This window comes from Sphingobacterium suaedae, assembly GCF_042684625.1.
Lineage (GTDB): Bacteria > Bacteroidota > Bacteroidia > Sphingobacteriales > Sphingobacteriaceae > Sphingobacterium > Sphingobacterium suaedae.
The window spans coordinates 62,256-86,581 of the sequence record NZ_JBHULR010000005.1 but is presented as its reverse complement, the minus strand read 5'-3'; the positions used below and the strand labels follow the sequence as shown (position 1 = coordinate 86,581).

General features: G+C 41.8%; 33 protein-coding genes. All 33 read left to right on the top strand.

The window, feature by feature from the left end:
- Positions 1-69: 69 nt before the first annotated feature.
- Positions 70-3,351: a SusC/RagA family TonB-linked outer membrane protein gene (locus ACFSR5_RS13225; RefSeq protein WP_380904534.1), complete on the top strand. Its 3,282-nt coding sequence runs from the start codon at positions 70-72 to the stop codon at positions 3,349-3,351.
- Positions 3,352-3,363: 12 nt separating this feature from the next.
- Positions 3,364-5,118: a RagB/SusD family nutrient uptake outer membrane protein gene (locus tag ACFSR5_RS13220; RefSeq protein WP_380904532.1), complete on the top strand. Its 1,755-nt coding sequence runs from the start codon at positions 3,364-3,366 to the stop codon at positions 5,116-5,118.
- Positions 5,119-5,486: 368 nt separating this feature from the next.
- Entirely contained in the window at positions 5,487-6,746 is a 1,260-nt protein-coding gene (locus ACFSR5_RS13215) for a DUF2264 domain-containing protein (protein ID WP_380904530.1), read from the top strand.
- A 13-nt stretch (positions 6,747-6,759) separates the two neighbouring features.
- Positions 6,760-8,019, top strand: coding sequence for a glycoside hydrolase family 88 protein (locus ACFSR5_RS13210; RefSeq protein WP_380904528.1), 1,260 nt, complete (start codon positions 6,760-6,762; stop codon positions 8,017-8,019).
- Positions 8,020-8,071: 52 nt separating this feature from the next.
- Entirely contained in the window at positions 8,072-9,202 is a 1,131-nt protein-coding gene (locus tag ACFSR5_RS13205) for a glycoside hydrolase family protein (RefSeq protein WP_380904526.1), read from the top strand.
- 540 nt (positions 9,203-9,742) lie between these two features.
- A complete protein-coding gene (gene rplC / locus ACFSR5_RS13200; protein ID WP_380904524.1) occupies positions 9,743-10,360 on the top strand; it encodes a 50S ribosomal protein L3 in 618 nt (205 codons plus the stop codon).
- 5 nt (positions 10,361-10,365) lie between these two features.
- A complete protein-coding gene (gene rplD / locus ACFSR5_RS13195) occupies positions 10,366-10,995 on the top strand; it encodes a 50S ribosomal protein L4 (RefSeq protein WP_380904522.1) in 630 nt (209 codons plus the stop codon).
- A gap of 1 nt (position 10,996) precedes the next feature.
- The gene (rplW, locus tag ACFSR5_RS13190) at positions 10,997-11,287 is read left to right on the top strand and encodes a 50S ribosomal protein L23 (protein WP_380904520.1); all 291 of its coding nucleotides are present in this window, start codon (positions 10,997-10,999) and stop codon (positions 11,285-11,287) included.
- Between the two features lie 6 nt (positions 11,288-11,293).
- Entirely contained in the window at positions 11,294-12,118 is an 825-nt protein-coding gene (rplB, locus tag ACFSR5_RS13185; protein WP_380904518.1) for a 50S ribosomal protein L2, read from the top strand.
- The gene (rpsS, locus tag ACFSR5_RS13180; RefSeq protein ID WP_037498931.1) at positions 12,118-12,384 is read left to right on the top strand and encodes a 30S ribosomal protein S19; all 267 of its coding nucleotides are present in this window, start codon (positions 12,118-12,120) and stop codon (positions 12,382-12,384) included. The genes rplB and rpsS overlap by 1 nt, the downstream gene beginning before the upstream one ends.
- A gap of 7 nt (positions 12,385-12,391) precedes the next feature.
- On the top strand, positions 12,392-12,823 hold the full coding sequence (gene rplV, locus ACFSR5_RS13175) for a 50S ribosomal protein L22 (protein WP_380904516.1): 432 nt from the start codon (positions 12,392-12,394) through the stop codon (positions 12,821-12,823).
- Between the two features lie 12 nt (positions 12,824-12,835).
- On the top strand, positions 12,836-13,630 hold the full coding sequence (rpsC, locus tag ACFSR5_RS13170) for a 30S ribosomal protein S3 (protein ID WP_380904514.1): 795 nt from the start codon (positions 12,836-12,838) through the stop codon (positions 13,628-13,630).
- A gap of 57 nt (positions 13,631-13,687) precedes the next feature.
- Positions 13,688-14,110, top strand: coding sequence for a 50S ribosomal protein L16 (rplP, locus tag ACFSR5_RS13165; RefSeq protein ID WP_085472369.1), 423 nt, complete (start codon positions 13,688-13,690; stop codon positions 14,108-14,110).
- Positions 14,111-14,205: 95 nt separating this feature from the next.
- Entirely contained in the window at positions 14,206-14,424 is a 219-nt protein-coding gene (rpmC, locus tag ACFSR5_RS13160) for a 50S ribosomal protein L29 (RefSeq protein ID WP_380904511.1), read from the top strand.
- A 14-nt stretch (positions 14,425-14,438) separates the two neighbouring features.
- The gene (rpsQ, locus tag ACFSR5_RS13155) at positions 14,439-14,693 is read left to right on the top strand and encodes a 30S ribosomal protein S17 (RefSeq protein ID WP_136900226.1); all 255 of its coding nucleotides are present in this window, start codon (positions 14,439-14,441) and stop codon (positions 14,691-14,693) included.
- Complete coding sequence (rplN, locus tag ACFSR5_RS13150; protein WP_002997484.1) at positions 14,693-15,061, top strand: 50S ribosomal protein L14; 369 nt, start codon at positions 14,693-14,695, stop codon at positions 15,059-15,061. Before rpsQ ends, rplN begins: the two co-directional genes overlap by 1 nt.
- A 2-nt stretch (positions 15,062-15,063) precedes the next feature.
- Positions 15,064-15,405: a 50S ribosomal protein L24 gene (rplX, locus tag ACFSR5_RS13145; protein WP_380904508.1), complete on the top strand. Its 342-nt coding sequence runs from the start codon at positions 15,064-15,066 to the stop codon at positions 15,403-15,405.
- Positions 15,405-15,974: a 50S ribosomal protein L5 gene (rplE, locus tag ACFSR5_RS13140; RefSeq protein ID WP_380904506.1), complete on the top strand. Its 570-nt coding sequence runs from the start codon at positions 15,405-15,407 to the stop codon at positions 15,972-15,974. The genes rplX and rplE overlap by 1 nt, the downstream gene beginning before the upstream one ends.
- Entirely contained in the window at positions 15,967-16,236 is a 270-nt protein-coding gene (gene rpsN, locus ACFSR5_RS13135; protein WP_093100399.1) for a 30S ribosomal protein S14, read from the top strand. Before rplE ends, rpsN begins: the two co-directional genes overlap by 8 nt.
- 224 nt (positions 16,237-16,460) lie before the next feature.
- Positions 16,461-16,859, top strand: a complete 399-nt coding sequence (rpsH, locus tag ACFSR5_RS13130; protein ID WP_449325436.1) for a 30S ribosomal protein S8 — start codon at positions 16,461-16,463, stop codon at positions 16,857-16,859.
- Positions 16,860-16,882: 23 nt separating this feature from the next.
- Positions 16,883-17,437 (top strand): 50S ribosomal protein L6, encoded by a 555-nt coding sequence (rplF, locus tag ACFSR5_RS13125; RefSeq protein WP_380904504.1) that lies wholly within the window; start codon positions 16,883-16,885, stop codon positions 17,435-17,437.
- A gap of 5 nt (positions 17,438-17,442) precedes the next feature.
- The gene (gene rplR, locus ACFSR5_RS13120) at positions 17,443-17,796 is read left to right on the top strand and encodes a 50S ribosomal protein L18 (RefSeq protein ID WP_380904502.1); all 354 of its coding nucleotides are present in this window, start codon (positions 17,443-17,445) and stop codon (positions 17,794-17,796) included.
- Positions 17,797-17,807: 11 nt separating this feature from the next.
- Complete coding sequence (gene rpsE / locus ACFSR5_RS13115) at positions 17,808-18,326, top strand: 30S ribosomal protein S5 (RefSeq protein ID WP_380904500.1); 519 nt, start codon at positions 17,808-17,810, stop codon at positions 18,324-18,326.
- A 5-nt stretch (positions 18,327-18,331) separates the two neighbouring features.
- On the top strand, positions 18,332-18,511 hold the full coding sequence (gene rpmD / locus ACFSR5_RS13110) for a 50S ribosomal protein L30 (RefSeq protein WP_380904498.1): 180 nt from the start codon (positions 18,332-18,334) through the stop codon (positions 18,509-18,511).
- Positions 18,512-18,620: 109 nt separating this feature from the next.
- Positions 18,621-19,067, top strand: coding sequence for a 50S ribosomal protein L15 (gene rplO / locus ACFSR5_RS13105; RefSeq protein ID WP_380904496.1), 447 nt, complete (start codon positions 18,621-18,623; stop codon positions 19,065-19,067).
- A gap of 6 nt (positions 19,068-19,073) precedes the next feature.
- Entirely contained in the window at positions 19,074-20,417 is a 1,344-nt protein-coding gene (secY, locus tag ACFSR5_RS13100; protein WP_380904494.1) for a preprotein translocase subunit SecY, read from the top strand.
- A gap of 8 nt (positions 20,418-20,425) precedes the next feature.
- On the top strand, positions 20,426-21,208 hold the full coding sequence (gene map, locus ACFSR5_RS13095) for a type I methionyl aminopeptidase (protein ID WP_380904492.1): 783 nt from the start codon (positions 20,426-20,428) through the stop codon (positions 21,206-21,208).
- A 74-nt stretch (positions 21,209-21,282) separates the two neighbouring features.
- The gene (gene infA, locus ACFSR5_RS13090; protein ID WP_002997456.1) at positions 21,283-21,501 is read left to right on the top strand and encodes a translation initiation factor IF-1; all 219 of its coding nucleotides are present in this window, start codon (positions 21,283-21,285) and stop codon (positions 21,499-21,501) included.
- Positions 21,502-21,546: 45 nt separating this feature from the next.
- On the top strand, positions 21,547-21,663 hold the full coding sequence (gene ykgO, locus ACFSR5_RS13085; RefSeq protein WP_013665024.1) for a type B 50S ribosomal protein L36: 117 nt from the start codon (positions 21,547-21,549) through the stop codon (positions 21,661-21,663).
- A gap of 29 nt (positions 21,664-21,692) precedes the next feature.
- On the top strand, positions 21,693-22,070 hold the full coding sequence (gene rpsM / locus ACFSR5_RS13080; protein WP_380904490.1) for a 30S ribosomal protein S13: 378 nt from the start codon (positions 21,693-21,695) through the stop codon (positions 22,068-22,070).
- Positions 22,071-22,078: 8 nt separating this feature from the next.
- The gene (gene rpsK, locus ACFSR5_RS13075) at positions 22,079-22,468 is read left to right on the top strand and encodes a 30S ribosomal protein S11 (RefSeq protein WP_380904488.1); all 390 of its coding nucleotides are present in this window, start codon (positions 22,079-22,081) and stop codon (positions 22,466-22,468) included.
- Positions 22,469-22,534: 66 nt separating this feature from the next.
- The gene (gene rpsD, locus ACFSR5_RS13070) at positions 22,535-23,143 is read left to right on the top strand and encodes a 30S ribosomal protein S4 (RefSeq protein WP_380904486.1); all 609 of its coding nucleotides are present in this window, start codon (positions 22,535-22,537) and stop codon (positions 23,141-23,143) included.
- Positions 23,144-23,232: 89 nt separating this feature from the next.
- Positions 23,233-24,225, top strand: coding sequence for a DNA-directed RNA polymerase subunit alpha (locus ACFSR5_RS13065; protein WP_380904483.1), 993 nt, complete (start codon positions 23,233-23,235; stop codon positions 24,223-24,225).
- The last annotated feature ends 101 nt before the right edge of the window (positions 24,226-24,326 follow it).

The window sequence follows — 24,326 nt, the reverse complement described above, 5'->3', positions numbered from 1 at the left end:
CATAAGATCATACACTTTTGATTTCAAGTTAAGTAACCAATTTTCATTGTAACACAAATAACCAAAACTATGATGAAGTTTTACAAATTGGGGCTACTGATGTTGCTGCTCAGTGCTGCGCATTTAAGTATTGCCCAACAGAAGATTACTGTTTCCGGACGGATAACAGATAATCAAGGACGACCAATATCCGGTGCAACAGTAAGTGAAAAAGGAGGAGGCACTTCAACATCAACGAATGGAGAGGGACTGTTTTCGTTGTCCTTGGCGAACGATGGCACTATGGTCATTTCGTATATCGGATTCGAAAATCAAGAAGAGCCTGTACGGGGGCGTTCTACAATTAATCTAACTTTGAGCAGTTCCGATGCTGCAATCGATGAGGTCGTCGTCGTGGGATACGGTACCCAGAAGAAGGCAAAATTATTGGGGTCGGTCGCAACTATCGATGCAAAACAGCTGGAAAACAGAGCTGTGACAAATGTGTCCTCTGCGCTATCGGGACTTGCAGCTGGTGTTCAAGTCAAAGTGGGGAACGGTAAACCTGGAAGTGATGGTGCAATGATCCGTGTGCGTGGTGTCGGTACAATGAACAATAATGACGCTTTAGTTATTATCGATGGAATTCAAGGCGTGATGGATGCGGTCAATCCAGAGGATATCGAAAGTATTTCCGTATTGAAGGACGCTTCGTCTGCGGCTATTTATGGGGCTCGAGCGGCAAACGGAGTTATCTTGATCACGACCAAAAAAGGTAAAGTTGGGCAAGCTCCTCAAATTTCGTATTCGGGTCTGTTTTCTAGGACAACACCAAGTGTGAAACCGGTATTTTTAAGTGATTACTTGACACATATGAACCTGTTTCAGGAAGCAGCCCAAAATATTGGTGATGCTGATGGTCCGTACACACAGGCTGCTCGTGATGCCTGGGCAGCGGCCAATGCAAATCCCAACGGTATGGCCGAATCAGGTGTGCCAAACTACGTGGCCTATCCCAATACTAACTGGGGGGATTGGATTTACGATGATAGTTGGCTTCAAAATCATAATTTAAGTGTGCTGGGCGGAAGCGAAAAGATAAAATATAATTTATCAGGAAGATTACAAGATAATCCCGGGATTATGCATAATACGGGTATGAAACGTTATGAAGGTCGTGTTAATTTAGAAACGGATATTACCAACTTTCTAACGGTTGGTACACAAACGTTCGTAATCAATGAGCATCGCTCAATGGCATCCGATGCCAATCTATACAACTATTTGCGTCAGACGACACCAGGTATCTATCCGATGTATGAAGGGAAGTTCGGTGGGGCGGTAATTAGTTCTGGTGAATCATCGCAGCTAAATAATATTTTGTTGTATTTGTATGATAATAAAGGGAGTAACGAGCGAACTCGTTTGAACTCTACCTTTTTTGCGAATATACGACTATGGAAAGGATTGACTTTCGAGACGAAATTCAACTACCAAAATCGTTTCGATGAGGTGAAGAGCTGGTCTGATCCCTCTGATCGATACGATTTTTCCACCATGCAGATTATATCGACACCTGTTAATTTATCACAGTTGACTACTGGCCAGTCCTACGGTAAAATTTACAGAAAGTCCTTTGACAACGTGTTACGTTACCACACAGAAATAGGTAGGCATTCGATCAGCGCTTTAGTTGGTCATAATGAATTCTATTATAATGACTCTGGTTTTAGCGCATCAAGGAAGGGGTTGATAGACCCGACAATCACGAATATTGGTACAGGAACAGAAATGAATAGTATCGGGGGGAGCGAATCGGACAATGCTATGCGGTCATTTTTTGGACGAGTAAGTTACGATTATGACGCGAAATATCTTGCGGAATTTAGTCTTCGAAGAGACGGAGCTTCTAAATTTGGCTCAGGGAGGAAGTATGGGACATTTCCTTCGGTGTCGTTGGGATATATCCTTTCTAGGGAATCATTTATGGAGCCTGTTGCTCCTTATGTACAGGATATCAAAATTCGTGGTTCTTGGGGACGGTTGGGAAATGACGGTGGCGATGATCTCAATGTATACGGTTGGCATGGAGTTTATGGCTCCGTGGGATATTCTTACAATAGTGCTCAAGCCAATGGATTGAGGTTATCGCGTTTTGGGAATGACCTTTTACAATGGGAGGAATCTGAAAACAGAGAGCTTGGGCTGGAGTTTTCTACTTTGAACCGTAGGGCATTTTTGGAGTTCAACGTGTATGACCGCAGAACATCGGATATCATTCGTACCGCCCAAATGCCGATTACCGCAGGGACTGCTAGTCCCCCGTATTATAATCAAGCGTCTATGCGTAATAACGGTATTGAATTGAACCTGAGTTGGAGGGACAATATAGGTGACTTTAGATATAACATCGGAGGCAACTTTGCATACAATAAAAATAAGGTAACCAAATTTGAAGGTAAATTGGTTCAGGGAATGGTTGATGACGGTGCAGGTAACCAAGTTTGGGAAACTAATTTAGGTGATGTATCGACAGGCGGGTTAAACCGAACACTGGAAGGATATCAATACAACGAATTTTATCTTCGTCAGGTTTATAAGGGAGACGGCAGTTATTTCAATAGCGATGGATCGGTTAATATCAATGGCGGACCTACAGGAGGGATGATTCGAACGGATCAGGACTATGAATGGGCTAAAGCCATGAAGGCTGCTGGTTATTCTTTCTTAAACTCGAATCAGCAAGTGGGTGAAACGTATGGAACAACGAGCATGTATTATGGTGATTTGATTTACGCCGATTTGAACGGAGATGGGATATACGGTAATAATGCTGATCAGTATTTTACCGGTACATCAACTAATCCAAAATACATATATGGTTTCAATTTAGGGTTTTCCTACAAAGGCTTTGATTTATCTATGATATGGGCAGGAGAGTCTGGTTTACAGTACTATTGGACAGATCATGGATACAATAGCAATATATTAATTTTAGGTAATCAGGTGACCACGCGGGTCGCCGAAGATCATTACTTTTATAATCCTTCAAATCCTTCCGATCCGCGCACGAATACGAACGGATATTTTCCGAGACTGAAGTATGGCACATCGGCGGAAAATATTAACAACCAAGCCAGTGATTATTGGCTATATAATGCCAATTTCTTAAAGCTGCGGAATTTGCAGGTAGGGTATACCTTTAATAAAAGTCTGACAGATCGATTTAAAGTGCGTAATCTTCGTGTGTTTTTCTCGGGAGAAAATTTGTTAATGTTTACCGATTTTCCAGGTTTGGATCCGGAGGTTGGAGCAGGAGCAGAATATCCAACGATGAGACAATTTGCTTTTGGATTGAATATTGGATTCTAAATAAACTAGATTATGAAAACGAATAATAAAACAAAATATAACTTTTGGAACAGGGGTGTTCTGTTAGGAGTGTTTCTTGCAGGTGTAGCGCTTATTTCTTCCTGTGAAAAAGGATTGTTGGACACCGTACCGAAGACACAGGTATTGACCAATAATATGTGGCTAACAGAAAACCTAACGGATCAGGGGGTAAATGGTGTTTATCACGCTCTGCGTCTTGGACAGAACCTCTATGTATACGATTCTTATGTTAGTATGCAGGGACGTGATAATTCTGCACTCATGAATGGTACGGCGACAACTTCCTACGGTCTTTTTTCGTCAACGTGGCAAAATCTTTATGAAGGCGTTCATCGGGCGAATACAGCGATCTATGGTATTACGGAAGTCTCGCCTGTCGCGGCAGAAAAAAAAGCACGTCTGGTAGCGGAAGTTAAATTTTTGAGAGCCTATTATTATTATCGTCTCAACCAACTCTACAGAGGGGTACCTATTTATATTGAACCCATAGAATGGGATAAGGTGGATAAACCCCGAAATACTGAGCAAGAGGTTTGGGATTTAATTATAACTGATCTCACCGATTGTATTAATGAGACGCAGCTTCCCGATAGGTACCCCAAAGGTAATGCAAATTTTGGGCGTGCGACGAAATCAGCAGCGTACGCACTTCGAGGCAAGACCTATATGTATATCGGTGAATGGGCAAAGGCTATTGCAGATTTTGAGGAAGTCAAAAAGTTAGGACATAGCTTGTTCGAGAACTACGCGACGTTGTTCAAAGGAGATAATGAGCAAAGTCCAGAAATAATATTTAGCATACAGAATATGCCGCTAGCGGGATTCGGATCAGATTATCAATTTCGATTTGGGAGTAGATCAGCCTTTGGGTCAAACTGGAATACGTATCTAATAGGACCCGATATGATTGACCGATATCAGAAGAAAGACGGAACGCCCTTTAATTGGAACGATTATATGCCTGGTTACAATCAAATGGATCCTAAGAAGCGAGAAGTTTTTTTCCTGCGAAACAATTTGACAGAGTCGGAGATACAAGGAATGACAACAAAAGGACTGGATATGTCATTGTATCTACCAAATGGTAATGAAGAAAGGGTAAAGGCAGCGTATGCAGATCGTGACCCTCGTTTAGCAAGTACAGTTATTTTGCCCTATTCGACGTTTATAGGGGCAAATGGCGCGGCAGATCAAGTATTCACATCCCGGTGGCCTTATAGGCAGGAGTTCGGAGGTGTATTTGACCTCCGAACAGATATCGTACCACGCTTTTACTACTATCCGCGTAAGTTTGTGTATGAAGGCGCGAATCCGGGTATCCCCAATAGAGAAGCGGGGGCGTACGATTATATTGTTATGCGTTATGCTGATATTCTATTATTGTGGGCAGAAGCACTAAATGAATTGAAGAGACCGAGTGAAGCCGTATTAAAAGTTAACGAGGTGAGAGCACGGGCAGGTGTTGCGCAGATTTTGCTAAGTATTGGCGAAAACGAACTACGAAACGAGATTAGAGAGGAACGAAGACGAGAGTTGTTAGGTGAGGGAGTGATATATTTTGATGAATTGCGATGGAAGACATTGAAAGAAACCTCTTTTAAAGCAGGTAGTGGTATCAAGGAAGTTTGGGGCACCATTAATTCTCCTTATGCTTGGGGGGGTGATCAATTATATATTTGGCCGATTCCCCAAGTGGAAAGAGAGCGCAATACAAATTTAACTCAGAACCCGGGGTGGGATGACTAAAGTTTGTTCGCATTTTTTTGTGCGACCAGATTTGAAGGACGATAGGACATCGAAAAAATGTAAGATATCGTAGGAAATGATTGTTTTTTTGAATCAAACAACTACAAGAAAGACGGTTGTCGCTTTGTAATGAAGAAGTTACTGATTGCTTTGTGCTACGCAACCGATTGAGGACAACTTCTGTCTAACGATAATTTTGCTGACCGTTTGATTTTTTACATCTTCGAGAAATGTATCTGTACCAGATGGCGAGAGTGAAAAGGATATGTTGAATTCCATTTGCTTGTAAGACAAATTAGCTAAACGATATACCACGTGTTTTCAGAGCTAGTAGGTTGGTGATTAAAAGCATGATCAAAGACTTAGTTATGAACAGAAGATTTTTATTAAAACTTTTTGGGGGCGCCGGACTTGCTTCATTGGCATCGCCAGTTATCGGATTACCAAACCCGAAGAGGGTGAAAGCATCCACGGGTACCGATGACCGCGCTTATTGGGTTAATTTACTGTCGAAAATTGCTGCTCCTATTTTGGAGAATATCAGCAAGCAACAGTTTCGCAAAAACATGCCTATGGAGGTTAGTCCGACGTTTGACTCGCGAGATCCGGGAGTCGGTTATTTAGAAGCGTTCGGTCGATTGCTGGCAGGGATGGCCCCTTGGTTAGCTTTACCAGATGATGTGACAGCTGAGGGACTGGTACGTAAAAAATTTCGGGAGCAAGCGTTATTAGGCATTCAGTATGGGGTAGATCCGGAATCTCCCGATTACTTTACGTGGCGAGGGGCATCTTCCCAAACGCTTGTTGATGCGGCGCACCTCGCCCTGGCGTTTTTGAGGGCACCTAAAGCATTGTGGGAGCCGCTGACCGACCTCACAAAGAAGCGGATCGTCGAAGAGTTTAAACTTTTGAGGCGCATCAAGCCTAATGAAAGCAACTGGCTACTTTTCGCCGCTATGACCGAAACCTTTCTATATAGTATTGGCGAGCTGTGTGCGCGCGAAAAAATTGACTATGCTGTGAACAAATTCGACAAAGAATGGTACGTAGGCGACGGTTGGTATAGTGACGGGGCTCGGTTTAGTTTCGACCATTATAACGGTTACGTTATTCATTGTATGCAGGTAGAGTCTCTTAGGCACAACCTATCAGCGGGCCCCGTATATCAGGAAATGTACAATCGTGCATATCAACGCATGCAACGATACGCCCATCATTTAGAGCGTCTTATATCTCCCGAAGGTTATTATACTGTCGTGGGACGATCGTCGACCTACCGAAACGCAGCATTCCAACCGTTGGCAGCGGTAGCACTCGACAATAAGTTGCCAGATGACATTACAAAAGGACAGGTGCGTGCCGGTTTGACGGCTGTGCTTCGGCATATCTACAAAGACGCTACGATCAGTAAATCGGGTTGGTTGACTATGGGAGTGGTAGGTGATAAACAGCAAAATCTGGCCGATTACTATACGAATGCCGGATCCATGTATGTGGTCTCTCTATCGTTCTTGCCGCTTGGGCTGCCCGTAATTGACGAATTCTGGACATGTAAGCCGGAGAAGTGGACTTCCCAAAAAGTATTTGCAGGCGAGCCTTTTCCGAAAGACTATTATGTAACGTATTAATATGCGAATTGATTTGAAAAAAACATTCACGATGTGGGCAGCCTTATTGTGCATAGGCTGCCTTCGCCCGGACGCTATGGCACAGCAGCGCAGCTTGAAGCTGTCTAAGCAGTTTATTCAAACGAACTTGAACGATGCGGCGAAGCAAATCCACTATTTGGAATCCCGGATCAAGGAGTCGGATATACCGACTACTTACCGCGAAGGCAAGCATGTTAATTGGGGCACGTCTTGGTGGTGTTCCGGATTCTATCCTGGAACCGCGCTGTACCTATATGAGGCTACAGGTGATACCCGTTTACTGGATATTGCAGAATCAAAACTCCGCTACTTGGAGAAAGAAAAAAATAACACAGGAACACATGATCTTGGATTTATGCTGTTCTGCAGTTTTGGTAACGCGTTGCGGTTGACAGGCGATTCCGCAGCTTACCAACCTGTCCTGGCTACCGGTGCAGCCTCTTTGGCGTCTCGGTTCGGAGAAACCACGCAGGCGATCCGTTCTTGGGATGGGGGTAAAAACTGGGATGGACAACCCTGGTCCTATCCAGTCATTATTGACAATATGATGAACCTTGAATTTTTGATGCAAGCGACGAAACTGACCGGAATCTCAACATATGCAGCAATAGCTAAAGCGCATGCGAATACAACTTTGAAAAATCATTTTAGAAAAGACTACAGTTCTTACCACGTTGTGGATTACAATCCTGCAGATGGCTCTGTCCTCGCTCGGAAAACGGCTCAGGGGGCATTTGATGAGTCATCGTGGGCGCGGGGGCAGGCTTGGGCATTGTATGGCTATACCATGATGTTCAGGGAAACTAAGGATAAGAATTATTTAAAACAAGCGCGTAAAATCGCTTCATTCTATCTGAGTCATCCGAACCTCCCGGCAGATTTGATCCCGTATTGGGATATGGATCAGAATAAGCTAACATCGGATAGCCCATATTACGCTCAGCGAGACCTGCACGATGCATCGACGGCGTCGGTTGTTGCTTCGGCGCTGTTGGAACTAAGCTTATATACTAAAGGCAAAGAAAAGATGATCTATATTGCTAAGGCAGAGAAGATGCTACAATCGCTATCAGAGGCGCCCTATAAGGCTGCGTACGGGAGTAACGGCGGCTACATCTTGAAACATAGCGTTGGCTCTATCCCGCACAAGACCGAAGTGGACGTGCCTTTAACGTATGCTGACTACTATTATGTAGAAGCGTTGGTTCGCTATGGTAGGATGCTACGGGGAGAGAACGTTATAAAACAATAGCGCGTGATACCGCATTGCTGCCACTAATAAATGGGAAAATAAAATCGGTTATATGAAAACATTAGTCGAAGAAATACGGTATGTCAACCAGTCGGTTATTTGCATTATCTTTTTACTACTGTTGACCTTGGCGTGCCGTGGGCAGCAAACGAATCCTTTCGCAGGTAAACTCGGGCCAGTTGCACACAATAGTGGTTTTTCAATGGACGATTATTGGGTCTGGTGCGGTTCCGTCATCAAAGATGACGAAGGTATTTATCACATGTTTGCCTCGCGATGGCCTAAGAAATTTCCGTTTCATCCGACGTGGATGGTTGCCTCGGAGATTGTTCGGGCAGAAGCAAGGAAGCCAGAAGGACCCTACACGTTCAAAGAGGTCGTATTGCCGGCACGTGGCGCGCAGTATTGGGATGGTCGCGCCACCCATAATCCAAGCATTACAAAATCAGGTGATAAGTATATCCTGTTTTACATGGGGTCGACCCATCCCTTTGCGGATCCCACGGAAGCCGCACAATTGACGCTCACATCGGCATATGCTACTGTTGGACGATCGAACAAGCGGATCGGCATAGCCACAGCCGCCTCACTAAAGGGGCCTTGGACACGATATGATAAGCCTATACTGGATACTAGGCCGAACACGTTTTATAGTTTTCTAACCTCAAATCCTGCGCCGCTGATCCGCAAAGATGGATCCGTTTTGCTTGTTTTTAAAGGGAGGGCTTATGGCGAAAAGTATCCTTTTCAGACCCGTCAAAAAATAGGTATAGCCTATGCTAAATCTATTTATGAACCCTTTATTATACTTCATGATGATATGCCGTTGTTTAATAAGCCCGAATATAGCGAGTTTGAAGATCCGTTTCTTTGGGAGGATAGTGCTGGGCTTCACTTGCTGATGAAAGATATGTCATCGAAAATGACGGGTGAACATCATGCAGGCGTGCTCTTTCATTCATTGGATGGCAAGATCTGGAAAATGGATAAAACCCGAAAAGCGTATTCTCGTACATTGACGTTTGACGATGGAACGACCAAGACTATGGGGCAACTGGAGCGCCCTTTCGTCTTGTTCGAAAACGGAAGGCCGATTTGTATGTTTTTTGCCACCATGGATGGTCCGGGTGGTTTCGAGCACGGTACCCGGTCCTGGAATATCGCCATTCCCATTAGGCCGTAAAGGAGGGGTGCTGCCATTTGCGCTTGGCTGGGACTGTCGTAATTTGAAATGCACGACGCTCAGTTGGGCGAAATCCCCCGACTAAACATTTAACTTATCGTGTAGATTCCGGTGGCGATAAAGAATCAAGTCTTTTATTCCTAGTTGAGTAAAATATCGGTCGGAACCTGTGGTAATCTATCCCGTCAAATGGAAATTCTCGTTCGCATATCCATCAAAAAAACGTCGCTCAGAGGGTTGTAAAGTATCCGCCTATATAGAGAGTCTACTGAGGAAACGAGTACGGCAGTGTCATGTATGCCCATGCTAGAAAATGAAGCAGAACGGTAGGTTAGTCGCCTCGAAAAGTTATCCAAAAAAATAAATAGTGTCGGAAGGAGCTCAAATTGATATCCGAGAATTCTAAAAATAAAAAAAATAATGCACTAATTATTTGACAGTTAGAAAAATGTTTGTACTTTTGCAATCCCTTAATGGGGATAGTATGTCTTGAGCGAAGCCCTACTGCTTCGATGGACTTTTAATTAATTAATTTATAACATGTCAGGAATTATTGGTAAAAAAGTAGGAATGACCAGCCTGTTCGATGCAGAAGGGAAGAATATCCCTTGTACAGTAATTGAGGCTGGGCCGTGCGTGGTAACGCATATACGTACGGTAGAGAAGGATGGCTATGCGGCTCTTCAACTTGGCTATGATGATGCTAAGGAAAAGAATACATCAGCTCCTTTAAAAGGACACTTCGCAAAAGCGGGCGTGACTCCTAAGCGTAAACTAGTTGAATTCAAAACTTTCGAAGATGAGAAACAACTAGGTGACATCGTGGATGTAACGATTTTTGAGGAAGGCGAGTACGTAGACGTAGTTGGTACTTCAAAAGGTAAGGGATTCCAAGGTGTAATGAAGCGTCACGGATTTGGTGGTGTAGGAGGTGCGACTCACGGTCAGCACAACAGACTACGTGCTCCAGGTTCATTGGGTGCTTCTTCTTGGCCTTCACGTGTATTCAAGGGAATGCGCATGGCGGGTCGTACAGGTGGAGAGCGAGTGAAGGTTCAAAATTTACAGATTTTGAAAGTTTACGCAGAGCAAAACCTAATTGTTGTTAGTGGTTCCATTCCAGGAGCTAAGGGTTCATATGTAATCGTAGACAAATAGTAGAGATGGAAGTTAATGTATTAAATTTATCAGGTAAAGAAACAGGTGCCAAGGTGCAACTACCTGAGTCCGTATTTGGTGTAACACCTAACGACCATGCGATCTATTTGGATGTGAAACAATACTTAGCGAACCAACGCCAAGGAACTCACAAATCAAAGCAACGTAACGAAATCGCGGGTTCAACTCGTAAACTGCACAAACAAAAAGGTACTGGTGGCGCTCGTGCGGGTTCTATCAAATCTCCATTGTTTAACGGTGGTGGTCGTATTTTCGGTCCTCAACCACGTGACTACAGCTTTAAATTGAATAAAAAATTAAAGCAAGTAGCGCGTAAATCAGCATTGAGCTATAAAGCGCAAGAGAACAATATTTTAGTATTGGATGAAGTAAACTTCGATTCGATCAAAACAAAAAATTACCTCGCTTTGATCAATGCATTAAATGTAGCTGACGAAAAAACTTTATTAGTATTGCCAGCATACAATAACAATGTTTATTTATCAAGCAGAAACTTGAAGAAAGCAAAAGTAATCGCTGCTTCAGATTTAAACACATACGATGTGTTGAATGCAACAAAACTTTTGTTAACTGCAGATTCTGTTAAAACTTTGGAGGAAGCATTCGCTAAGTAATATGGAGATTATCAAAAAACCTATTTTGACTGAGAAAGCTTCGTTATTGACGGAGAAATTGAACCGTTATGCTTTCAAAGTAGATCACAGAGCTAATAAGATCCAGATCAAACAAGCTATTGAGGAAATGTTCGGTGTAACTGTTGTGACAGTAAACACAGCGGTTGTAGCTGGTAAAGCGAAAAGCCGTTACACAAAAGCAGGTTTCGTTTCTGGCAGAAGCCCTAAGTATAAAAAAGCCATCATCACGGTGAAAGATGGTGAAACTATTGACTTTTACAGTACACTATAATAAGAAATGGCAGTTAAAAGATTCAAACCGGTTACCCCTGGTACTCGCTTTAGAGTAGGTGCTGATTATTCAGACGTTACAACTAACGTTCCTGAGAAATCATTAGTAGTTAGCATCAAGAAGTCAGGCGGTCGTAACAATACCGGTAAAATGACTATGCGTTATCTCGGTGGGGGACATAAAAAATCATACCGATTAATTGATTTCAAACGCGATAAAAAAGATATCCCTGCAAAAGTTGCTACTATCGAGTACGATCCAAATCGTACGGCACGTATTGCTTTATTGCACTACGCGGATGGTGAGAAACGTTACATCATTGCTCCTGCTGGTTTAACAGTAGGTCAAACTGTTGTAGCAGGTGAGAAAGTAGCCCCAGAAATTGGTAATACATTGCCACTAGCAAACATTCCTCTAGGTTCGATCATTCACAACATTGAGCTTAACCCGGGCCAAGGAGGTTCTATTGCACGTTCTGCAGGAACATATGCGCAATTGTCTGCTCGTGACGGTAAGTATGCCATCATTAAATTGCCTTCAGGTGAAACACGTATGATCTTGTTAACTTGTGTTGCTACTATTGGTTCAGTATCCAATGCTGAGAAAGCAAACCAAGTACTAGGTAAGGCGGGTCGTAAACGTCACTTGGGTCGTCGTCCTCGTGTTCGTGGTGTGGCTATGAACCCAGTAGATCACCCAATGGGTGGTGGTGAAGGCCGTACTTCAGGAGGTCACCCTCGTTCACGTACAGGTGTGTTGGCTAAAGGCTTCAAAACACGCTACAAGAAGAAAACATCGAATCGTTACATCATTGAGAGAAGGAAAAAATAATGGCTCGTTCAATTAAAAAAGGTCCTTATATCGATCACAACTTAGAAAGAAAAGTTCTTTCTATGAATGAAACAAACAAAAAATCAGTTATTAAGACTTGGTCTCGTAGATCAATGATTTCACCTGATTTTGTTGGCCATACCTTCGCAGTGCACAACGGGAATAAATTCATTCCGGTTTATGTAACAGAAAACATGGTTGGTCACAAGCTTGGTGAATTCGCGCCTACGCGTACATTCAAAGGCCACGCAGAAAAGAAAAAATAATTAGGTAATGGAAGCAACAAAAAAACTTAAAAAATCTGTCCTTATTAGACAGCGCAAAGAGCAGGAAAAAGCTCAAGTAGGAGGAGCTTCTACTGCCAAGTTATTGAACTGCCCTACTTCGCCACGTAAAATGCGCTTAGTAGTGGATCTGATCCGTGGCGAAAAAGTGGAGACCGCTCTTTACATCTTGAAACACTCTGGAAAAGAGGCTGCAATCCGCGTTGAGAAATTATTATTATCAGCGATCAAAAACTGGGAAGCTAGCAACGAAGGGGCTTCTTTGGAAAGTAGTGCCTTGTTTGTAAAAGAGGTATCTGTTGGTGGCGGCCGTCAATTGAAAAGATTGCGTCCGGCTCCGCAAGGCCGTGGTTACAGAATTCGTAAACGTTCAAACCATGTAACTTTGGTAGTAGACAGTTTAAACAACGTAAACAACTAATTTATAATAAGAATGGGACAAAAAGCAAATCCAATAGGTAGCAGGTTAGGTATCATCAAAGGATGGGACTCTAATTGGTTCGGAGGCAACAACTATTCTGATAAGTTAGTTGAGGACGAAAAAATCAGAAAATATCTTTCTGTACGTATCGCTAAAGGTGGTGTAGCAAAAGTTGTAATTGAAAGAACATTAAAACGTATCACTGTTACGATCCACACTGCACGTCCAGGAATCGTTATCGGTAAGGGGGGTCAAGAAGTTGACAAGATTAAGGAAGAATTGAAAAAATTGACGAAGAAAGATGTTCAAATCAATATTTTCGAGATCAAACGCCCTGAGCTTGATGCGAAGCTGGTAGCAGAAGGTATCGCTAAGCAATTAGAAGCACGTATTTCATTCCGTCGTGCAATGAAAACGGCTATTGCGTCAACTATGCGTATGGGTGCTGAAGGTATCAAAGTAATGTGTTCTGGCCGTTTAGGTGGTGCTGAAATGGCACGTACTGAACAGTACAAAGAAGGAAGAACTCCTCTACACACATTGCGTGCAGATATCGACTATGCATTAGCGGAAGCGTTGACAACTTACGGTAAAATCGGTGTTAAAGTTTGGATCTGTAAAGGTGAGGTTTACGGTAAACGTGATTTATCTCCAAACATCGGACAAACTTCCAACACGAAGACCCGCGGGGGAAACGAAGGCGGTGAGCGTCGTGACAACCGTGATAACCGTAAAGGTGGACGCGGTGGAAACCGTGGTGGAAACAACCGTGGCGGAAATAACCGTGGCGGTGCAAACAGAGGATAATTAGTTTAATTAGATTACAACAGATGTCTGCGTAGGCAGATTAAATAAAATACGAACATGTTACAGCCAAAAAGAACGAAGTTCAGAAAGATGCAGAAAGGCCGTATGAAAGGTAATGCTTCTCGTGGAGCAGAATTAGCTTTCGGTTCTTTCGGTATCAAATCACTGGAGCCAGCATGGATCACGAGTCGCCAGATTGAGGCAGCGCGTATCGCCGTAACACGTTATATGAAACGTGAAGGTCAAGTGTGGATCCGTATTTTCCCGGACAAGCCTGTTACGAAAAAACCTGCAGAGGTACGTATGGGTAAAGGTAAGGGTGCTCCAGAATACTGGGTAGCAGTAGTACGCCCAGGCCGTATGTTATTTGAAGCAGAAGGTGTGCCTTTGGAAATCGCCAAAGAAGCATTACGTTTAGCTGCTCAAAAATTACCGGTTCAAACTAAGTTTGTTATACGTAGAGATTACGTAGAAGCATAAAAATCGTTGGTAATGTCAATAGTTTAGCCTTGTGGCCGTTACCCACAAGGCTCTTCATAAACATAATTGATAACCCAACACAACACTGAAAGAAAATGAAAAATTCAGAAATCATCGAATTATCACAAGAGGACCTTACAGCTCGTCTTAAAGAAGAGAAAGCTGCTCTTAACAAGTTGAAATTTGCACATGCTGTTTCTGCTATTGAGAACCCTAACGTAATCAAAGCAGCGCGCAAGACTATCGCTCGTATCTCTACAGAGATTTCGAAACGTAAAATTGCTGCTAAATCTGAAACAGCCGCTGAGGCATAAAAAGTAAAGTCGAAATGGAAAGAAAATTAAGAAAAACAAGAATCGGCTTAGTAGTTAGCAACAAGATGGACAAATCTATTGTCGTGGCTGTTGAACGTAAAGTAAAGCACCCGATCTACGGTAAGTTCGTTAAAAAAACTACTAAATTCAAAGCTCATGACGAAACAAATACCTGCGGTATCGGCGATACGGTATTAATCATGGAAACTCGTCCGCTGAGTAAGACAAAGAACTGGAGATTAGTTGAAATTTTAGAAAGGGCTAAATAATGGTACAACAGGAATCAAGATTAAATGTGGCCGACAATTCTGGAGCTAAAGAAGTTTTAGTAATCCGTGTATTAGGCGGTACGCGTAAGCGTTATGCATCTATCGGTGATAAAATTGTTGTTACCGTAAAGAGCGCTTTACCTTCAGGAAACGTGAAAAAAGGGTCAGTTTCTAAAGCAGTAGTGGTTCGTACGAAAAAGGAAATCCGTCGTAAGGATGGTTCATACATTCGTTTCGATGACAACGCTGCAGTATTATTAAATAATAACGATGAACCACGCGGTACACGTATCTTCGGGCCTGTGGCTCGTGAGTTGCGTGAGAAGCAGTTCATGAAAATTGTATCACTAGCACCGGAGGTTTTATAATTATGGCACAGAAAACAAAAACAACTCACAAGATCAAAATTAAAAAAGGTGATTTAGTGAAAGTTATCGCTGGTAACTCTAAAGGTAAGCAAGGAAAAGTATTGCAAGTTTTAGTGGATGCAAACAGAGCTGTTGTTGAGGGCGCTAACATCGTAAAAAAACACACTAAACCTAGCGCAGCTAATCCTAATGGTGGTATCATTGAAAAGGAAGCTGCAATAAACATCTCAAACTTGGCTTTGATCGATCCAAAAACAGGTGCTCCTACCCGTGTTGGTCGTAAAGTTAATGCAGATGGGAAAATTGTTCGTTACGCAAAAAAATCAGGGGAGGAAATTAAATAATGACTTACGTACCAAGATTAAAAGCGAAATATGCGGAGGAAATCCGTACAGCGCTTAAAGATAAGTTCCAGTATAAAAGCGTTATGCAAGTTCCTAAACTGGAGAAGATTGTAGTGTCACAAGGTATCGGTGCGGCTACAGCAGACAAGAAATTGATCGATAACTCTATTTCAGAATTGACATTGATTACAGGTCAGCAGGCGGTTCCTACTAAATCAAAAAAGGATATCTCAAACTTCAAATTGCGTAAAGGCATGCCAATCGGTGCGCGTGTGACATTACGTGATAACACCATGTACGAGTTCTTAGACCGTTTGATTTCAGTTTCGTTACCTCGTATCCGCGATTTCCGTGGTATTAACGAAAAAGGTTTCGATGGAAGAGGTAACTATAACTTAGGTATTACAGAGCAGATCATCTTCCCTGAGATCAACATTGACAAAATTAATAAGATCCAAGGTATGGATATCACGTTCGTAACTTCAGCAGGAAACGATGTGGAAGCGTTGGAGTTATTGAAGCAATTCGGTTTACCATTCAAAAATCAAAATACAAACAACAATGGCTAAAGAAGGATTAAAAGCGCGCGAAGTAAAGCGTCAAAAATTGGTAGCTAAGTTTGCGGAAAAACGTGCTGCATTAAAAGCAGCAGGTGACTATGCAGCATTAGACAAATTACCAAAAAATGCTTCACCAGTTCGTTTGCACAACCGTTGTAAATTGACTGGTCGTCCAAAAGGATATATGCGTCAATTCGGTATCTCTCGTGTAACGTTCCGTGAGATGGCCTTAGACGGTAAAATCCCGGGAGTGAAAAAAGCTTCTTGGTAATAAGAAAAAAAAAATTTACTTTTGCCCGGATAAACCCCAAAAAGGGTTTATCGGGGTTTTTCATTGAAATGGCTTGTCCAGCAGTGACAGGAGGTTCTGTATGAGTGGTCTAGCTATCGCTATTTGTCTCTCATGCCGTTCTTTATCAAGTAATTTATGAACAGACAAAAGGTCTGGAGCTTTGGTTAGTATCCGGAAACCCTTGTCATAATTTAAGTATAATAATGAATACAGATCCAATAGCGGATTACCTTACACGAGTAAGGAATGCCATTAAGGCCAACCACAGGGTTGTTGAAATTCCTGCATCGAACCTGAAAAAAGAGATCACTAAAGTTCTTTTTGACAAAGGTTACATTGCTAATTACAAATTTGAGGAAAATGGTCCTCAAGGAAACATCAAAATCGCTTTGAAGTATCACCCAATTAGCAAAATTCCGGCTATTCGCACATTGACACGTGTGAGTAAACCTGGTTTAAGAAAGTATGCAAGTGTAGATGACATGCCTCGCGTTTTGAATGGTTTGGGTATCGCTATCTTGTCAACTTCTAAAGGAGTAATGACAGATAAAGAGGCTCGCTTACAGAACGTAGGTGGTGAGGTTTTATGTTACGTTTATTAATCTAGGTAAAAAACACAAAAGAAATGTCAAGAATTGGAAAAGCGCCTATCGCTATTCCTTCGGGAGTATCGATCACTGTATCAGATAAAAATCTGGTAACAGTAAAAGGACCGAAAGGCGAATTAACACAACAAGTAGATCGTGACATTACCGTTAAAGAAGAAGATGGTAATATTTTAGTAACACGGCCTACAGAACAAAAGAAACACAAAGCGTTACACGGATTGTACCGCGCCTTAATCAATAACATGGTTGTAGGTGTTACTGAAGGTTACAAAACTACGCAAGAGCTAGTGGGTGTAGGTTATCGTGCTGCAAACACGGGCAATACCTTAGAATTGACCTTAGGTTTCTCTCACCAGATTGTTTTCGTATTGCCAAAGGAAATTAAAGTAACAACAACTGCTGAAAAAGGTAAGAACCCAACGATCATTTTGGAGTCGGCTGACAAACAATTGATCGGTCAGGTAGCCGCAAAAATCCGCAGCTTCCGTAAACCTGAGCCTTACAAAGGAAAAGGTATCAAGTTTGAGGGTGAAGTATTAAGAAGAAAAGCAGGTAAATCAGCTAAAAAATAATAACCATGGCAGGAAATAAAACATCTCGCAGAGAGCGAATCAAACAAGGAATAAGAAAAAACCTGGCTGGATCGGTTGAGCGTCCACGTTTATCAGTTTTTAGAAGTAACAAAGGTATTTACGCACAGATCATTGATGATACGACTGGCAAAACATTAGTTTCTGCATCTTCTATCTCTAAAGATTTGGCAGCTTCAGGAACGAAAGTTGAGCAATCGAAAGCTGTTGGTAAATTGGTTGCAGAGAAAGCTGTAGCAGCAGGTATTAGCAAAGTAGTTTTTGACCGTAATGGGTACTTATACCATGGCCGTGTGAAATCATTGGCTGAAGGTGCTCGCGAAGGCGGTTTAGACTTTTAATCAATAAAAACATGGCATTAAGCAATATAAAAAGAGTGAAATCAAGCGAAATTGAATTAAAAGATCGCTTAGTAAGTATCCAACGGGTTGCGAAAGTGACTAAAGGTGGTCGTACATTTAGTTTCTCCGCTATCGTAGTTGTCGGTGACGAAAACGGTATCGTGGGTTACGGTCTTGGAAAGGCAAAAGAGGTGACTGAAGCGATCACGAAAGGTATCGATGATGCCAAGAAAAACTTGATCAAAGTTCCTGTTATTAACGGTACGGTTCCGCACGAACAATATGGTAAATTCTCTGGTGGTCGCGTTTTGGTTCAACCGGCTGTACACGGTACAGGTGTACTTGCAGGTGGTGCTATGCGTGCGGTATTAGAGAGTGCAGGTATTAAGGACGTATTGGCAAAATCATTGGGGTCGTCTAACCCACACAACGTGGTAAAAGCGACAATCGATGCATTGTCCAATCTTCGCGATGCATATACAGTTGCACAAAACCGCGGCGTCGATTTGAATAAAGTATTTAACGGTTAATTATCATGGCAAAAATCAAAATCACCCAGATAAAGAGCGTTATCGACAGAAGCGAGCGCCAAAAGAGAACTATTGAGGCTTTAGGTTTGAAAAAAATCAATCACTCAGTAGAAGTTGAAGCTACACCTGCCATTATCGGTATGGTTAGAAAAGTGAATCACTTAGTAGCTATCGAGACTATTTAATATGACAATGGAAAGGATCTTCGGATTCTTTCCGTTCCGTTTATTAATTATTTATTTATCGTTACGACCTGTTTAGTGAGAGCGAAGGCGTAACACAATCTTAAAAAAAATGAATTTAAGTAGTTTAAAACCAGCTAAAGGTTCTTTAAAGAGCAAGAAACGTATTGGTAGAGGTCAAGGTTCTGGTCGCGGTGGTACGTCCACTCGTGGTCACAAGGGAGCTGGTTCTCGTTCTGGTCATTCCACAAAGATCGGTTTCGAAGGTGGTCAAATGCCATTACAACGCCGTGTGCCTAAATTTGGTTTCAAAAACATCAATCGGGTTGAATATATCGGTATCAACTTAGATGTGCTTCAAGGCTTGGTAGAGAAACACAACTTGACGGCTATTGATTTCGATACGTTGAAAGCTTACGGTTTAGTTTCTAAAAACGATGTGTTCAAGATCCTAGGTCGCGGTGAGTTTTCGGCTAAAGTTGAAGTGAAGGCACATGCTTTTTCTGCTTCAGCTCAGAAAGCTATAGAAGCAGCTGGTGGTTCTATCGTAAAACTTTAAAATTACATGAAGAAACTAATCACAACCTTAACCAATATATGGAAAATTGAAGAGTTGCGTAATCGTATTATTACGACTTTGCTACTTCTTCTTATATACCGTATCGGTTGTCACGTGGTTCTACCAGGTGTCAATCCCGATGCATTAGCGGCTAAAAGTAGCGAAGGCAATAGCATATTGGATCTGATCAATATGTTTGCCGGAGGTTCTTTCTCTCGTTCAGCAATTTTTGCGTTGGGCGTCATGCCGTATATTTCTGCATCGATCGTTGTTCAATTATTGGGGATTGCGGTTCCTGCATTTCAAAAGATGCAAAAAGAAGGTGAGTCTGGTCGTAAGAAAATGACCCAGATTACACGTTATTTGACATTGGCCATTACGTTGGTACAGGCTGTAGCTTATGTGAAAACACAGGTTCCTGCCGAAGCGAAAACGTTGGCGGAGCCGATGTTCACGATTCTTTCAGCTATTGTTTTGACTGCGGGTACGCTGTTTGTGATGTGGCTTGGTGAAAAAATCACCGATAAGGGTATTGGTAACGGTATCTCATTGATTATCATGGCGGGTATTATTGCACAGTTACCAGCGGGTATCGTAGCGGAGTGGGGATCTCGGATGAGCCCTAGCGGCGGTGGACCGATTCCACTTTTGCTAGAGTTTGTGGCCTTATTCTTTGTGGTTATCTTTGCAATTTTGGTGGTGCAGGGTATTCGTAAGGTCCCGGTACAATATGCTAAGAAAATTGTGGGCAATAAGCAAGTTGGTGGTGTTCGCCAGTACATTCCTTTGAAGGTGAATGCTGCGGGGGTAATGCCTATTATTTTCGCGCAAGCGATTATGTTCTTGCCTATGGCTTTATCGCAGTTTTTTCCAAATTTACAATCTGAGTTTTTAACTTCTTTGAGCAATTATACGTCGGTAGCATATAATGTGACTTTTGCAGTGTTAATCATTGCGTTCACCTTTTTCTACACAGCTATTATGGTCAATCCGCAGCAAATGTCTGAGGATATGAAGAAGAACGGAGGATTCATCCCTGGCATAAAACCAGGATATGACACTAACCTTTTCATCGATAACGTGATTTCACGTATTACGTTTCCAGGCGCGATTTTTATTGCCATCATTGCAATCATGCCAGCATTGGCCAGCAAGTTGGGTGTAAATAATCAGTTTGCTCACTTTTACGGAGGTACATCGTTATTGATTTTAGTAGGGGTGGTTTTAGATACACTTCAGCAGATAGAAAGTCATTTATTGATGCGTCACTATGACGGGTTAATGAAGACAGGGCGTGTGAAAGGTCGTTCAACGGCTACAGTGGAAGGTATTGATCAATCAGCGATTTAAGAAAATTAATGTCTAAAGTTTATTTTAAAACCGAAGAACAAATCGAGCAAATACGAGAGTCGGCAAACGTACTCTCGTTATTGCTTGGAGAAATCGCCAAGGAAATCAAGCCGGGTATTACCACCCTTTCACTGGATAAGTTAGCCTATGATTTCATTCAGGATCATGGAGGCACGCCAGCCTTCTTGAACTATCACGGTTTTCCATATTCACTTTGTATTTCGGTGAACGATCAAATTGTTCATGGCTTTCCTAGTGATTATGTGATTAAAGACGGGGATTTGGTTTCGGTAGATGGAGGTGTCAACCTGAATGGTTTTATTAGCGACTCTGCCTATACGTTTGGTGTAGGGGAATTAACACCGGAAGCACAACAGTTATTGGACGTTACGAAGGCTTCTTTATTTAAAGGCATCGAACAAGCGGTTGCTGGAAAGCGGGTTGGTGATATTTCTTCTGCCATTCAGGAGTATGTGGCTCCCTACAATTACGGAATTGTCCGTGAGTTGGTAGGACACGGAGTGGGTTTGCACCTGCATGAAAAGCCGGAGGTGCCGAATTATGGAAAACGTGGAGCTGGACCTAAGTTGGAATCCGGCTTGGTGATCTGTATCGAGCCGATGATTAATGCGGGAAAAGCGGGTGTGAAATTTTGGGACGATGGCTGGACGGTCAGCACGGTTGACGGTAAACTGTCTGCACATTTTGAACAGATGGTCGCCATTCAAAAGGGAACACCCGATGTTTTGCTCACGTTTGAGCACGTAGAGAAAGTTTTGGATAAAAAGTAGTTGAGTTTCAATATTTTTTATTTATCTTTGCACTCCTGTTTGTGCAGGCTAAAATGTAAATTAAGTTAGAGCATATGGCTAAACAAGCCTCAATAGAACAAGACGGTATAATTAGAGAAGCGCTTTCAAACGCTATGTTCCGTGTGGAATTGGAAAATGGGCATGAAATCATCGCACATATCTCTGGTAAAATGCGTATGCATTATATCAAGATTCTTCCGGGGGACAAAGTGAAGTTGGAAATGTCTCCTTATGATTTAACAAAAGGAAGAATTACGTATCGTTATAAGTAACGGTCTGTTGTTCTTTATGGTAATTAGCTTTTAAATATTATTACAATGAAAGTAAGAGCATCAATAAAAAAACGCAGCGCGGATTGCAAAATCATCCGTCGTAAAGGAAAAGTTTTTGTAATCAACAAAAAGAACCCTAAGTTCAAACAACGTCAAGGGTAGTTTATTAACATAATCGCTTAAAATATTATATGGCAAGGATATCAGGTATAGATTTACCTAAAAACAAAAGAGGTGTTATAGGCCTTACCTATATTTTCGGTATAGGACGTGCTACTGCTGCTTATATCTTGGATAAAGCCGGTATCAGTGAAGACGTTAAAGTTTCTGAGTGGAACGATGATCAATTGGCAGCTATCCGTACAATTATTAACGAAGAGGTAAAAGTAGAGGGTGCACTGCGTTCAGAGGTTCAGTTGAACATCAAGCGTTTAATGGATATAGGTTGTTACCGTGGTCTACGTCACCGTAAACATTTACCGGTTCGTGGTCAACGTACAAAAAATAACTCTCGTACACGTAAAGGTAAACGTAAAACAGTTGCTAACAAGAAAAAAGCTACTAAATAATAAATAAAATGGCTAAGAGTAAAAAGGTTACTAAAAAGCGTATCGTCGTTATTGAGCCTGTAGGTCAAGCTCATATCAACGCTACCTTTAACAACATCATCGTTACATTGACGAACAACCAAGGGCAAACTATTTCATGGTCTTCGGCTGGTAAAATGGGTTTCCGTGGTTCTAAAAAGAACACACCATATGCTGCTGGTCAGGCTGCACAGGATTGCGGTAAAGTAGCGTATGACTTAGGTTTACGTAAGGTAGAAGTGTTTGTAAAGGGTCCTGGAGCTGGACGTGAGTCGGCGATCCGTACATTACAAACAGTAGGAATAGATGTGACTACGATTAAAGATATCACTCCGCTTCCACATAACGGCTGTCGTCCTCCAAAACGCAGAAGAGTTTAATAAAATTAGTGTTTAAGATAAGATTCGTCAGCTATAGGCTGATAGATACTTCAAACAGAACGAAAAATGGCAAGATATACAGGACCTAAGTCCAAAATAGCTCGTAAATTCAGAGAACCAATTTTTGGACCTGATAAAGCATTAGAGAAAAAGAATTATCCTCCAGGACAGCATGGTCCTTCAAAAAGAAGAGGTAAACAATCTGAATATGCAATTCAGTTGTTAGAAAAACAAAAAGCAAAATATACATACGGTGTTTTAGAGCGTCAATTCCGCACATTGTTTGGAAAGGCATCTGCGAAACAAGGTATTACCGGTGAGAACTTCTTAAGATTATTGGAAGCTCGTTTGGATAATGTTGTTTACCGTCTAGGTATTGCAACAACTCGTGCAGCGGCACGTCAGTTGGTTTCCCACAAGCATATTACTGTTAACGGCGAAGTTGTTAACATCCCATCATATAGCCTACGTCCAGGTGATGTAGTTGCTGTTCGTGAACGTTCTAAAACTTTAGAAGCGATCACCGCTTCTGTAGAAGGTAGAAAAATCAACAAATTTAGTTGGTTAGAGTGGAACGCAAACGAATTACAAGGAACGTTTGTTGCTTTCCCTGAAAGAGCTGATATTCCTGAAAACATTAAAGAGAATTTAATCGTAGAGTTGTACTCTAAATAATAATTAATAAAAGTAAGCGTAGTCTGAAGAGATTGGGCTTACTTTTATTATATTTTACGTTATTAATAAAAACTTTTAAAAAGAAATAAATGGCAATTTTAGCATTTCAAAGACCGGATAAAGTTATCATGCAAAAATCGACTGATTTTGATGGTACTTTCGAATTTCGTCCATTAGAGCCAGGTTTTGGTGTAACTATTGGTAATGCTTTGCGCCGTATTTTATTGTCCTCCTTGGAAGGATATGCAATTACGTCGGTAAGGTTTTCAGGCGTTTCGCACGAATTCTCTACGATCAAAGGTGTTGTTGAAGATGTTACGGAAATCATCCTAAACTTGAAGCAAGTACGCTTCAAGAAAACAGGTGAGCAAGGTGATAACGAAAAGATCTTTGTCGTAATCAATGGTCAGGAACAATTCAAAGCTGGTGACATTACTAAGTTCTCCAATAACTTCACGGTATTAAATCCTGATTTGGTTATCTGCAATATGGATAACGGGGTGACTATTGAAGTGGAGCTATCGGTAGCGAAAGGACGTGGTTATGTAAATGCTGAAGAAAACAAGGTTACTGACGGTCCTGTAGGCGTTATCGCTGTCGACTCGATTTACACGCCAATTAAAAATGTAAAATATACGATTGAGAACTACCGTGTCGAGCAAAAGACGGATTATGAGAAATTATTGCTTGACATCTCTACGGACGGTTCTATTCATCCGGAAGAGGCTTTGAAAGAAGCTGCTAAAATCTTAATCCAACATTTCATGTTGTTCTCGGACGAGAATATGTTGTTGGAGTCTCAAACAAAGGAAGAAACGAAAGTGGTTGATGAGGAGATTTTGCATATGCGTAAAATCTTGAAAACTGAGTTGGTTGACCTAGACCTTTCTGTACGGGCACTGAACTGCTTAAAAGCTGCTGATATACGTACATTAGCGGAGTTGGTTACCTATGACGTGGCTGATATGTTAAAATTTAGAAACTTTGGTAAGAAGTCTTTGAGTGAGATACAAGAATTGGTAAAATCGAAAGGGTTATCATTCGGGATGAATTTGGCCAAGTATAAACTTGACGAAGAATAAGTACATTTATTAAAACAAAATAAGCGACCTGTTGCGTAATTCCTCTTATACTTATAATAGTATAAATACTAATGAAGTAAGAACGGTACGCACGAAAAAAC